We start from the raw sequence: 12,109 nt of genomic DNA on the forward strand, positions 1-12,109 counted from the left end.
GTTGATTGCTTTGCGGATAGTTTCACATGGTCAAAAAAATGGTCATCTAGAGCTATTGGCTCGCTTCATCATCGAGCCACACTTGTTTTTAGGACACAAATTCAGAGTGCAACCCCCAAAAGAGGAGATGCTATGAACAAATATGCTCTTGCAAAATCATTGCTTGGCTCTCATTGGCTCAAGGAAGGGGTTATATCAAATGCCGATGGCTCCATCTCAAAAGGATTTGAGGTGGAGCCACTGTCTTGTGGTTTGTTTGAGGAGTCTTTTGAGGGTGCCATATCAGATAACTTTTTTATAAAGCTATCTGACTTGCTCACGAAGCTTCCCAACCTTTCAGAAGGGCAAATTATAATTTGTCGTAGAAAATTGAGAAATAGTGAAATCTCAGGGTTCGCTACAAAACTATACGTTTTTGAAAAGGTCCAAAAGCCAGAGAGCTACTCTCATTTTGGTGCCCTTCTAGAAGAGTTGAGGCTTGACCCTTCACCGATTACTCAAGCTTCTTGGAAAATGCTCTTGTCGGGGGTTTTTGGAAATACCATTTTAGAAAACAAGCTTCCTGATGTCGCCTGGGAAAAAGAAGGAATAAAAATAAAAGAGCAAGTTGTACGGGTATTGTCTTTAACCGAACTCCCACAAGTTACTTGGAAGGGCTGCTTACAAACCATATTCGAAAACCCATGTGAATTCATGGTTTCAATCCGGTTAGCCATCCCAGATCGAGTGAAAATAAAAAAGCAACTAGAAACCAAAAGAAGAGTTAGCCACGCTCTTTCTGTGACCAGCTCTTTGGAGGTTAAAAACATTGAGTCTAACTCTGTCCTTCACTCCTCAGAAGAAACGCTAGAGAGAATATTAGTCGGCAAGGAAACCCTTTTTGAAATTTCAATGGCTGCAATCCTAATAGGTAGTGATGAAGCAACGCTCACAACGGCAAGAGACTTCGAGCGCATGGTTTCTGGAATTGGCAATGCCGGACTATTTTTAGAAAGCATTGGTACGCTTCCAGTATTAAAGAGCCATATTCCTGGGAACAAAACATTAGGGATAAGAAAACTTCCCATATTGACTGAGAACCTGGCTCACCTCCTGCCACTCTTGCACGATTATTCACGATTGAATGACCCTTCTAGCTTGGAATTGCGCTCAAGGAGTGGAGAAGAGTCATATCTAAATCTCTTCTCCAGGGAGAACCTAAATTATAACTCCTTTATCTGTGGAGCTTCGGGATCTGGCAAAAGCTTTTTAATGAATGCGATACTTTCGTCAACATTAAAAGATGATCCTAATTCTAGGTTATGTATTTTTGACGTTGGTGGATCATATAAAAGAATTGTCGAGGCCAACGGAGGTAAGAGCACTACACTTAGCTACAATGAAGCAAGGGCATTGATCTCTTCGTTTTTGCGTATTCAGCCAGTTGGCACTCAAGGTTTTTTTCAAACTTTCATTCAAACTCTTTGTGGCTCCGGTGCACACATAACCCATTCCCATATGGTTGCCATTGATGACCTACTCAAGGAAGTTGAGGGAGAAAAGCTAGAGATCGCCAAACTGATAGAGAATGCTGGAAAGCGAATTGAGAAGTTCTATAAGGATATTGCTCATTGGCTTAAACCCCACGTTGGATTTGATAAGATCAAAGAGCGTCCAGATTTAATTGAGCTGATTAAATCTCCTGTCTCCGCTTTTGATTTTAAAGAACTAGATTCAGACCCTATTTTGCAGAGAACAACAATTCTCCTGCTCACTGAGCTATTGTGGCGTGATTTGGTAGATGGTCGTTATTCAAGAACACAAATTGTGTTTGATGAAGTGTGGAGGTTCTTTGCTCAGAGCAAGGGATTTTTAGAAGAAATGTACCGAACCCTTAGAAAGTACAAGGCTGGAATTGTTTCTATCACTCAGAACCTTGCCGACTATGGGGACGAGGCATTTGCTAAAATGCTGTTTACAAACAGCTTCACAAAAATATTTTTGCAAAACGGAGCCTCTGCTGAATATTTGCGAGAAACATTTGATCTACCTGAATCAGACATTGACCGGGCACTGTCAGTAACCTCGAAGAAGCCATACTACTCTGAGTTTTTCGTTCTCACGCCAGTTTTGAGTCAAATTTTTCGACTGTATCCGACTGAAGAATTTTATGCCCTAGCAAATACAGAAAACATTTCAAATAAAAAGGAGTCGAAATGAAAAGGATCAAGAAAATGATAGTCATATCATTTCTAATGCTCACCCCCTTTTCTGCTCGTGCTGATATGTGGGGTGGAGACATCCCATTACTCATAGAGATTGTCACCAACACACTAAATACTCTCATGGAACTAAGAGATCAGTCTCGAATGATGGAAGATGAAATGGCTGGAATCAAAGATCGAATCAATCGAATTCGCACCATTTCAAATGTTGTTCAACCGTCAAACTGGCATAACTGGAAAGATCCTAAGCGGGCGTTAGAACAGTTGAGGATCATTTACTACACTATGCCTAAGGAATATCGCTCAAAAAAATCCGATGCCATTGAACACGAGATTTCAAAGGCCATGAACATGATCTCTAGAATCAGCGGAGAGGCCCAAACAACTTTTCGTTCAGGAAAAGAATTGGAACGTCGAGGAGCTGATGCCTCCCCTGGCGTTGCACAGAAATTAACTGCTTCTGGAGTGGGCACTCTTGTGGCAATGGAAGCTCAAACACAAGTTATTCAAAGCCACATTACTAGCTTGCTAACCCAAATGTTAGCTGATGGGAATGAACGGGAGTCTCGTCTTGTGGCCTCAAAGGGCAAGAGCTTTGCCTCTGTCTCGCCCAATCTTGGTGATAGCGATAGCCGATTTTCTGCTCATGTGCTGCCGCTTAGGATGTCTAAATGAGTTATTCTTTACCGGCAGTTGAAGAATACGAAAGACTATTGCCTGTAGCTAGGGCTTTGTACGACCACACCAGTCGCCTTAGCTGGGAAATGTTGTTGCCCTTGTTCTTGTTGTCTGTGGCCCTGAGTTACTCCTCTGATCTGGGCTTAACGGGTTCAATTTTGGTTCGATTAAAAAGATTGGTCCTTGTTGCACTATTATTAGTGTCATTTCCGATGATTGCAGAATTTTGCCAAACATTTGGCGTAGAGGTGGCAAAATCTATCGACAACATGACAGGAATCGATGAAGTCCTAGAAGCTGCTGCGAAGAGGGCTGAAGTGTACTCGTTCGACCTTCAAGGGTTACTCAATCTAGGGAGTGATCTGATTATGGGAGCCCTTGTCCTTATAAGTTTTCTTATTTTGGTCGTTGCTCGCTTCTTCTTGTTAGCCTTTCAGCACTTCTATTGGATGCTCTTGGTTGTTCTTGGTCCATTTATGATTTTAGGGCTCTTATTTGAATCCTCAGTCGGGATCACCAAAGGTCTTTTTAAGAATATGCTGCAAATTTCAGCATGGCCAATCATCTGGTCAATTTTGTCTGCTTTTCTAAAAGCTCTGCCATTTGCCTCAGCTTATGCGGTCGAAGGTGGCTTAGTAACCATAATCACGTTGAATCTAATCATCGCCATTGCCCTATTGTTCTCACCTTTTATTGTCTCTCAACTTTGTGAAGGTGTGGATTTAAGTGTGGGTAACACTCTTCGCCGTGGGGTCATGCGGACTGTAGCAATGACAAACCCAAAGGCATTTGCCGTTGCCGCAGCCTCTAAGGCTCGAACAGCTAGTCGAAGGGGCATGCAGTTGGCCCGAAATCATATTGCAAAACAAACCGTAGAAAGGAGAACAAGAAGATGAAATACTTTTTAATATTTTTATTTCCATGCTTCGCCTTTGCTACTGAACTACCCCCGACTCCATTTCCGATATTTTTAAAATCAGGATTTAGCTCTGTGCTCGATTTTGATGACATACCTTCGCAAGTCGTTTTAGGAGATCCTGAAAGTTTTCAGGTCGAAAAATTAAAGCGATCCATAGTGATAAAGCCACTCACGCCCTATGCGACTACAAATATGTTTGTGTACTTCAGTAAAAAGAAGACGAGGCTGTTTATACTGACCGCGTCTGAGGATGCAAACCCAACTTATTATAAGTCCTTTAAAGCTCCACCTGCTCCAAAGCCACCGATTAAAAAAATCAGTCGTAAAACACAATGGACATATAAAAGGGGAACAAAGCTAGTTAGTGCTTGGTTTGATAAAAAGAAGGATTACTTGACTGTGGATATTAAGGTCACAGCAGGCACAAGGGCAGCGATAAATCCCAAGTGGGATTGGGTGAGGTTAACCTACAAAAATGCAGCTATTACACCTGTGAAACTTTGGTCGGAGCGGAAGGCTGTGCAAAAGGATTCTAGTGTTAGGGCAAGATTCATATTTGCCAAACCAAACATACCTAGAGACCTCAAAGGTACAACTTTGATTGTTCCCATTCACGGGTCTATTAAACCTGTTGGTGTTCCACTTCGGCTGGTGAAGCCATGAAAAATCCAAATACTCCAATGAATAAATTAAAGGCAAATTTGCTCGCCAGATGGTCAGCAGAAGACTATCCAGGTGCAGAACCTCGCTTTCAACTTAACCTCTTTGGTAAAGACCTAGGAATATTTGTTCTGTTGCCCATCGTTGCAGTGATAATGTTTAAAGCCTGCGAGAATGCAGCTTCTACATCGAGCAAGCCCAAGAAAAAAAGGGAACGAGTAGAGGCTGACCGCAATGCTCCTACACGATCACAAATTATTAACTTTAGCGGAACATTAACAAAGCCTAAGTATGCTGGTGTCACTAAAAAAGCTCCAGGAACACTAGTAAAGGTTCGTTTGTTGAATGTCGTTGAAACCTACTCAAATGCACCAGTTCACGCACAGATTGTTGATGCAAGCCTTGGTCGGACCTTGATGGGAGGTACACTCATAGGCGATGCAGTTTCTGACTCCAATTATGAGCGAATCAACATTACATTTCGGTTCGTTCGTGACCCGAGGAAAAGTGGATTAGCAATACCCATTTCTGCCAGGGCTCTGGGGCTTGATGGCACTTTGGGTCTTGAAGCTACTAAAAAAGCGGGGTTCGTCACTCGCTCGACCCTTGGCTCGGCAAGTTCTGCGGCTCAAGATTTAAAGGGCGGAGAGGGATCCACTGATTTTAAAGACGTACTAATAAAGGCATTGACCGCAGGACTTATTCAAGAGTTTGGCTCTTCTACAAAGGTAGAACAGAATCGTGCCCAAGTATTAACTTTGCGTCCTCCCTCTGAGTTTTTTGTAGAACTCACGGATTTCTTTCCGGGAGGCTCTCAATGATGTCTGACGAAATGCTATTAGCAATATTGGTGGTAGGACTTGGTGGATTAGCCTTCCACGAGTTTTATAGCTCATTGAGCCCTTTTGATGCTGGCTTGTTAATCATTTGTATCATTGTATTTTTGGCAACTGCATTGATCTTTGCATGGGATAGATTTTCAAAACATGGTCGTGATAGACGGAAAAGATTGGAAACAATTCGAGAGCTACCAAAGGAGTTGCTTGCAAAGTCTGAGAACTCTGTTTACTTGGGCAAAGAGGTAGAGCTTGATATACCACTTTATTTTCCCGACACAATTCGCTCTCGGCATATGCACATTTTAGGGGCTACGGGATCAGGAAAAACAGAAAGCATTGTTTTAAATTTTCTCAAGCAAGATGTGGAGAGGGGAAAAGGTGCGATTGTTTTGGATGCAAAAGGGGACGCTTCATTTTCCTGGGCCTTGAAGTCGTGGGTTCCAGACGAAAAACTGCGGGTTTTTGATTTAGGCTCAGAGGAAAGTTTAACCTATGATCCATTGGCGATTGGTACTCCACATGAAGCAGCACAGAGATTGTTCTCTTCGTTTACCTGGAGCGAAGAATACTACAAGTCTAAAGCGTTTTCAGCATTGCAGAAATTGTTTGAAAGTCATTTTGAAAAGAACGAAAGAAACCCAAAACTCACTGACCTATTGGAGTATCTAGAAGATTCGGAGTTATATATTTCATGCACCACGGGGAAGAGTTACCCCAAAAAGTTAGCTGAGCGAGACTTTGGCGAACTCTCAGGTTTAAGGGATCAACTTCGCTCGCTCTGCACTGGGTACCTATCAAAAATTCTTTCACCTGAAAGCAATTCAGAGATGAACTTGGAGGAAGCTCAGAATGGCAATGTGCTTTACTTTAGATTACAAAGCTTAATGTCACCACAGATTGTCGCTACACTCGGAAAACTCTTAATCAATCACCTAAATTTTTTGGCTGGAACAGCCCACCGGAACGAGCAAAATGCAAAAGAAGTTAAACTCATCCCAACCTATTTAGATGAGTTTGCGTCTTTTGCATGTCCCGAATTTGCCGACCTAATTTCAAAAGCTCGCTCAGCTGGCCTTGCCCTACATTTTTCACATCAAAGCATTGGGGATTTAACGGAAGTGTCTCAGGGATTCCTAAATCGAATCACAGACAATTCTGCGACTAAGATTATAATGCGGATTAATGACCCGGATTCAGCCGATTTCTTTGCAAGATCATTCGGCACAAAACTTTATCAAAAGGTCACCCAACGGGTCACAAATAGCGAGGACATAGAATCTGCTGAAGCTATTGGCGAAGGCTCCCAGCGTGAGGCCCATCAGTTTAGGGCTTCTCCTGATCTGTTTAAGACTCTGCCTACCGGAATGGGATCGGTACTGATTGCGCATGGCCAGGACACACCACACGGGGCATCAAGTGTATTTAAGGTCAGATTCCCTAGGATTAGTGGTTCAGAAGGAGAGGACCAGTGATTCAATATTGACATAGATTGAATAGATTAATAGCTTGATTGTGGTTTTAAGAAATTTCCTGCCGCTCGCGGCCATTTTGGCTAAGGTGAAAATTTCTAAGTATCTTTAAAAGTCATAACAACTTTTTTAGGACTTCTTAATGCGAGCAAAGAAAATAAGTCCATGAAAGGTTGCAAAGATGTCTAATAGTTTACCTACACCCGAAAATTTTAAAGAGAAGGCAAAATTAATCCGCACATTTATGAAAAATAAATGTGATGCGAGTATTTCTCATAGCCACAGTCTTGAGCTGATTTCACAGTTGTTCGGATTTAAGGACTGGAACACGGCTACAGCAGTTTCAAAATCCAGAGGAAGATTGCCGACTAATATAAAAACCGTGGGTCAAATGAAGAGGGTTCTAGAAAAATTTGATGATTCTGCCGAGTTGGTAATGTGGAACCTTCATGCCGTGGCAGGACTCATTGACGTAATCAAGGAACTCAATCTCACAGATGAAACATTTCAAGATGAGTATTCCTTAGTATTCGACGGAGTTGCTGCTGATAAAGCGAGCTTTCAATTGAAACTCGAAGATGAAAAACTAATTTCTGCGGATGGGAAGGAAATAGATCCGTTCCGAAATCCGGCTATTTGCGATCTGTAAAAGGGAGAAGTGTTCGCATGCCTCGTAAAGATATAGGAATTTAGATCATGAATATTTTTACATCAAAGTCCCCGATATGGTCTCTTGGATTCCGACCTTTTTTTGTGTTGGTCCCACTGGTTGCTGTAGTCACATCCTCTATTTGGGTGGTTTACATCACTGGATTGGGGTCATTTGATTTTTCACCCCTTTCACCTAATCAGTGGCATGCGAATGAAATGATCTTTGGATTTATTGGGGCAGCAATTCTTGGTTTTTTATTGACCGCTTCTGCAAATTGGACTGGGACCCGTGGGATTCATGGAATTTATCTAGCAGCTCTAATCATCGTTTTTTTAGCAGCTCGCATTGTTTTTTGGGTGACACCAGCTAGCCAGATTTGGGTTTATCAATTGGTTGGTGTTGCGTCGCCGCTGTGGCTTGCCGTTCATTTAGCGATACTTTTCTTTAAAACAAAAAACAATAGAAACCTAATACTGATTGCACCCCTTTCTGTTTTTATTGCCGGTCAGATTTATATTCTTAGTTCAGATTATATGTTGGGTTACGAACTTGCTCTTTATGCTGTTCGTTTTTTAGTTGTCGTCATTGCTGGCCGAGTGATCCCATTTTTTACAAAGAGTGTACTGAAACTAGAGCCTAGGTGGAACAATTCAGTATTAGAGAAATTAAATATATTTTCAGTTTTCGTGTTAATTTTTGAGCCCTTCTATAGAAGTACCTCTTGGATAGGTACTCAAATTTGGATCGGGTTGACCCTAATTGCTCTTTTTCTAAATATTTATCGACTATTGAATTGGAGATTTATTCCATCCTATAGAGTTAAGATTCTCTTCGTTTTGTACTTTGCTTATCTTTGGCTCCCATTGCACTTTGCCCTTGGCCTAGCAAACCATTTTGAATGGCTTGCTGGTATTGGTCGACCTTCTCTTCATTCACTCGCCTATGGTTTTATGGGCATAATGATTTTAGGGATTATTAATCGGGTGACCCTGGGGCATACGGGACGAAAAATACATGCTAATTCATTGGCGATTTCTTCCTATGTTGTGCTCAGCGTGGGTGCTCTGGCTAGAGTATTTGGTCCTTTGGCGGCCCCTGAGCATTATATCCTCTGGATTCGAGCATCAGGAGTCCTATGGGTACTTGCTTTTTTGGCTATCGGTATTGAATTGATTCCTAAGTTACTTTCTCCTAGGGTCGATGGGAAAGAGTATTAAGAGTATTAAGAGTTTGAGAGGATGTAGTGACTAAGAATGTTGTAATTATTGGCGGTGGGTTTGGTGGTTTACAAGCTGCCAAAGCTTTAGGCAATACCCACGAGTTTCACATCACTTTGCTTGATCGTCGAAACTATCATTTGTTTCAACCCCTTCTTTATCAAGTTGCTATGGCTGGCCTTAGTGCAACTGACATTGCAATGCCAATACGCGGCCTTTTATCAAAATATCGAAATATTAATGTACTCTTAGAAAATGTTGAACGTATCGATTTAGATAATCAAATAGTGATAAGTGATGCTGCTGAACATTCATACGATTATCTAATCTGTGCTTGCGGTGCCAAACACAGTTATTTTGGACATGAACACTGGGAGGAACGAGCTCCTGGCCTTAAAACATTGGAACAAGCTATTGAGATTCGAAGAAGAATTCTTACTGCCTTTGAATTAGCTGAACGTGAAAAAGATAGGGTCAAATTTAAACAGCATCTGACATTTGTTGTGATCGGTGGAGGCCCTACGGGTGTAGAGTTGGCTGGAGCTATTGGAGAAATAAGTCGATTCACCCTTTCAAAGGATTTTCGAAATATTAATCCAAGTAATGCTCGAATCATTTTAATTGAAGCTGGTGATCGTATTCTTTCCGGATTTGATCCTGACCTATCTAAAAAAGCGGTAAGGTGCCTTGAGAAGTTAGGAGTACAGGTGTGGGTAAATTCTCGGGTTACGGGAGTCACTGAAGTGGGAGTTCAGGTTGGTGAAGAGTTCCTTGAATCTGAAACGGTTTTGTGGGCAGCTGGAGTTCAGCCGTCTTCAATAAATAAAGAAATTAATACAACTAAGGACGTACAAGGGCGCATTAAGGTAGAGAAGGATTTGTCTCTTGCTGGTCATCCAAATGTCTTTTTTATTGGAGACCAAACCAGTGTTTTAGACAATAATGGAAATCCCTTGCCGGGCATTGCTCCAGTAGCAATACAACAAGGTCATTTTGTTGGTAATTTGTTAAAGCGGGAGCTTAAGGGAAAGCCTCGAATGGATTTTGAGTATACGGACAAAGGACAAATGGCAACTATTGGTCGAAAAATGGCCGTCTTGCAAATTGGAAGGATAAAACTTTGGGGATTTCTTGCGTGGCTGGCGTGGCTTTTTGTACATATCTATTATTTGATAGGTTTTAAGAATCGGGTATTTGTTTTTATCCAGTGGACTTGGCATTACTTGAACTATGGGCGAGGTGCCAGGTTAATAATGGATCGAGAGTGGCGAAGCTACCGTAGAAATTAAAATTTTAGCTAATCTTTTTTACTTCAGAATATCTACTCATACATATCAAAAATTTAAAAGGAGGTACGATATGCGTATTGCATATACATTGTTACTCTCCACTTCACTACTCTTTACATCTGCATGTTCAACTATGAACAAATCATTACAGCTTGGCGCAACTATGGGTGCTGCTACAGGTGCGGCAGCAACCTATCCTGGTCAACATTCTGCTGGCAAACACAAAGGACAAGATGTGGCTTTAGGAGCAGCAATTGGACTTGGCGTCGGCCTAATCACATCCTTTTTCACTCATAAGGAGGTTGAGGAAGACAGGGAGCTTTACCGCAGTAGTCAAATAGAAATGCACTTTGGTGATCTCCCACCCAGCCCCTTTTTGGTTCCCAAGTACAAAAAGAAAGGCGGCAGATAATGAAACTAAGGAAGCAAGTTGTCCTTACCAATGAAGCCTGGAGTGTTGTTGAGGGATTAACAAAAAATGCCAATTCTGATTTTAAGCTGGGGCATATTACTTATTCTGACACAATCAATGCAATGATAATGAACTCTAAAGTTAGTGTTGAAGGACTTCGCTCCAGGCACACAGATGTTCGACGGACATTGAAGACTTGGGCCTCAAAAAAAGAGGTAGACATCGACTCTCTAATTAAAGACCTCAACGAAATCAAAAGCAAGGCGACAAAGAGACGAAGCATCTCATCAAAAAAAGAAGGTATGTAATGGCTGAAGTGATTAAAAAGTACATGCGTGGAAAGCAGATCATACAGCTCTTAAAATTACATGGTCCGCTTTCTTACAGGGCTTTAAAACGCATGATTGAACCGGCAATGACAAAAGGTAAACTGCTTAGGGCATTACAACGACTTCAGAAAAAGAACTATGTTGAGCGGCGATTTGAGCGAGTCTTTGCTGGCAAAGGTGTATTCTATAACTTGTGCCAGCAAGAGGACGTTCTGAAAGAAATAGCAGAGTTTACGGGCCTGGGTGTTGATGAATTAAAACAACCACACTTTCGCCACAGAGAATTGTTACATTCCGAGTGCTGCGCTCTCTGGGTGCATGTTTTAATGAAGATGTTTCCGGAAGCTGAAATTGTACGCGACTTTGATTTTCAAAACAGTAAAGGCGCAGAAAAAATAATGCTAGCCTCTGCTCAAGAATTATATTTGTACCCTGACCTTTTACTCATCTTCCCAGAATCAAAAACACAAAAGGAAGTGGCAATAGCTGTGGAAATTGAGCGCACACCGAAAACTGTTAGGCGACTTAGACAGAAGCTAAAAAAATATGCCAACGGCACTCACGTCGATGGAGTCATCTATCTTTGTGATACTCAACACATAACCAATTCCATTTTTAAAGTCTACAGCGAAAAACCATTACAAGACTCAAAGAGAGTCGGTCACTATTCGGAAAACTTTCTATTGTTTGGAGATTCTTTGTCCATACACACAGATCGTTTTTATGAGCTGTTCAACTCTCGATTTAAAACTGTATTTTTGCCCGACTGGATTACATACCTGCGCGACACAAGACTCAACTCACGTCGTGACTCTAATTTTAAAATGGGGGTACTCCGGTCCCCCCATGAAAAACAGTTGAAGAGAATTTAGTATTTTAAAAACCGTAGTGATTTTGGATCACTACTAAATCCGCCCGCCTAAACTCACTCCTCTAAAGCTTCCTGACCACTCCCCACCTACATCTAAAGATGTTGTATTACATACATCGGTTGGAAGTGGTCAGGGAGACGGGGTAAGGCGGCGGGCGGAGGGGGAGTATGAGATAGTGAATAGGAATAGAAGGATTAAGAGAAGAGAGAGAATATATAGGGATTTAGGAGAAGAAAGAGAAGAAGAAAACAAAGAAAAATACAGTGGAAAATGTGAGGAAAAAGCAGGCAAATTTGATGGTCAAGTCTACGCATATAGTGTAAATTCAGAGGATAGAACTGAAACGCATGTCGAACATAGGCAGCGGAATTCAGGACAGCTCTTTGAAAACTTGACTTGGTTAACCTCCAATGAAGCAGCCGAATATTTGCGGTTGCCATCAGTTGGAGCGTTGAGGGTGCTGGTCTTTAAGCGGCAGGTTCCGTTTCATAAATTGGGACGCAATCTACGTTTTAAGAAGTGTGAGCTTGACCGTTTGTTGGATGCCTCCAGAACTGGAGGAATCTAAT

General features: G+C 41.7%; 13 protein-coding genes. All 13 read left to right on the plus strand.

The features are described 5' to 3' along the window. Positions 1–132: 132 nt before the first annotated feature. A complete protein-coding gene (locus H6626_12840; GenBank protein ID USN47060.1) occupies positions 133–2,199 on the plus strand; it encodes a DUF87 domain-containing protein in 2,067 nt (688 codons plus the stop codon). After that, a complete protein-coding gene (locus tag H6626_12845) occupies positions 2,196–2,879 on the plus strand; it encodes a hypothetical protein (GenBank protein ID USN47061.1) in 684 nt (227 codons plus the stop codon). Before H6626_12840 ends, H6626_12845 begins: the two co-directional genes overlap by 4 nt. Beyond that, complete coding sequence (locus tag H6626_12850; protein ID USN47062.1) at positions 2,876–3,778, plus strand: hypothetical protein; 903 nt, start codon at positions 2,876–2,878, stop codon at positions 3,776–3,778. Before H6626_12845 ends, H6626_12850 begins: the two co-directional genes overlap by 4 nt. Then, a complete protein-coding gene (locus H6626_12855; protein ID USN47063.1) occupies positions 3,775–4,464 on the plus strand; it encodes a hypothetical protein in 690 nt (229 codons plus the stop codon). Before H6626_12850 ends, H6626_12855 begins: the two co-directional genes overlap by 4 nt. Further along, a complete protein-coding gene (locus H6626_12860) occupies positions 4,461–5,282 on the plus strand; it encodes a hypothetical protein (GenBank protein USN47064.1) in 822 nt (273 codons plus the stop codon). The genes H6626_12855 and H6626_12860 overlap by 4 nt, the downstream gene beginning before the upstream one ends. Beyond that, positions 5,279–6,772: a type IV secretion system DNA-binding domain-containing protein gene (locus H6626_12865; GenBank protein ID USN47065.1), complete on the plus strand. Its 1,494-nt coding sequence runs from the start codon at positions 5,279–5,281 to the stop codon at positions 6,770–6,772. The genes H6626_12860 and H6626_12865 overlap by 4 nt, the downstream gene beginning before the upstream one ends. Before the next feature lie 178 nt (positions 6,773–6,950). After that, entirely contained in the window at positions 6,951–7,418 is a 468-nt protein-coding gene (locus tag H6626_12870; GenBank protein ID USN47066.1) for a hypothetical protein, read from the plus strand. Positions 7,419–7,465: 47 nt separating this feature from the next. After that, entirely contained in the window at positions 7,466–8,638 is a 1,173-nt protein-coding gene (locus tag H6626_12875; protein USN47067.1) for an NnrS family protein, read from the plus strand. Positions 8,639–8,664: 26 nt separating this feature from the next. Then, positions 8,665–9,927: an NAD(P)/FAD-dependent oxidoreductase gene (locus H6626_12880; GenBank protein USN47068.1), complete on the plus strand. Its 1,263-nt coding sequence runs from the start codon at positions 8,665–8,667 to the stop codon at positions 9,925–9,927. Positions 9,928–9,997: 70 nt separating this feature from the next. Continuing rightward, positions 9,998–10,339, plus strand: a complete 342-nt coding sequence (locus tag H6626_12885; protein USN47069.1) for a hypothetical protein — start codon at positions 9,998–10,000, stop codon at positions 10,337–10,339. Further along, entirely contained in the window at positions 10,339–10,647 is a 309-nt protein-coding gene (locus H6626_12890) for a hypothetical protein (GenBank protein ID USN47070.1), read from the plus strand. The genes H6626_12885 and H6626_12890 overlap by 1 nt, the downstream gene beginning before the upstream one ends. Next, positions 10,647–11,540, plus strand: coding sequence for a replication-relaxation family protein (locus H6626_12895; protein USN47071.1), 894 nt, complete (start codon positions 10,647–10,649; stop codon positions 11,538–11,540). Before H6626_12890 ends, H6626_12895 begins: the two co-directional genes overlap by 1 nt. A 175-nt stretch (positions 11,541–11,715) precedes the next feature. Beyond that, positions 11,716–12,108, plus strand: a complete 393-nt coding sequence (locus H6626_12900) for a helix-turn-helix domain-containing protein (GenBank protein ID USN47072.1) — start codon at positions 11,716–11,718, stop codon at positions 12,106–12,108. The last annotated feature ends 1 nt before the right edge of the window (position 12,109 follow it).

Source organism: Pseudobdellovibrionaceae bacterium (assembly GCA_023898385.1).
In the GTDB taxonomy this organism is placed as follows: Bacteria; Bdellovibrionota; Bdellovibrionia; order Bdellovibrionales; family UBA1609.

Bases quoted from the DNA above. Each gene is read 5' to 3' on its own strand.
- H6626_12840 (USN47060.1), top strand. From the start codon at position 133: ATGAACAAATATGCTCTTGCAAAATCATTGCTTGGCTCTCATTGGCTC.
- H6626_12845 (USN47061.1), top strand. From the start codon at position 2,196: ATGAAAAGGATCAAGAAAATGATAGTCATATCATTTCTAATGCTCACC.
- H6626_12885 (USN47069.1), top strand. From the start codon at position 9,998: ATGCGTATTGCATATACATTGTTACTCTCCACTTCACTACTCTTTACA.
- H6626_12875 (USN47067.1), top strand. From the start codon at position 7,466: ATGAATATTTTTACATCAAAGTCCCCGATATGGTCTCTTGGATTCCGA.
- H6626_12865 (USN47065.1), top strand. From the start codon at position 5,279: ATGATGTCTGACGAAATGCTATTAGCAATATTGGTGGTAGGACTTGGT.
- H6626_12870 (USN47066.1), top strand. From the start codon at position 6,951: ATGTCTAATAGTTTACCTACACCCGAAAATTTTAAAGAGAAGGCAAAA.
- H6626_12860 (USN47064.1), top strand. From the start codon at position 4,461: ATGAAAAATCCAAATACTCCAATGAATAAATTAAAGGCAAATTTGCTC.
- H6626_12855 (USN47063.1), top strand. From the start codon at position 3,775: ATGAAATACTTTTTAATATTTTTATTTCCATGCTTCGCCTTTGCTACT.
- H6626_12850 (USN47062.1), top strand. From the start codon at position 2,876: ATGAGTTATTCTTTACCGGCAGTTGAAGAATACGAAAGACTATTGCCT.
- H6626_12895 (USN47071.1), top strand. From the start codon at position 10,647: ATGGCTGAAGTGATTAAAAAGTACATGCGTGGAAAGCAGATCATACAG.
- H6626_12890 (USN47070.1), top strand. From the start codon at position 10,339: ATGAAACTAAGGAAGCAAGTTGTCCTTACCAATGAAGCCTGGAGTGTT.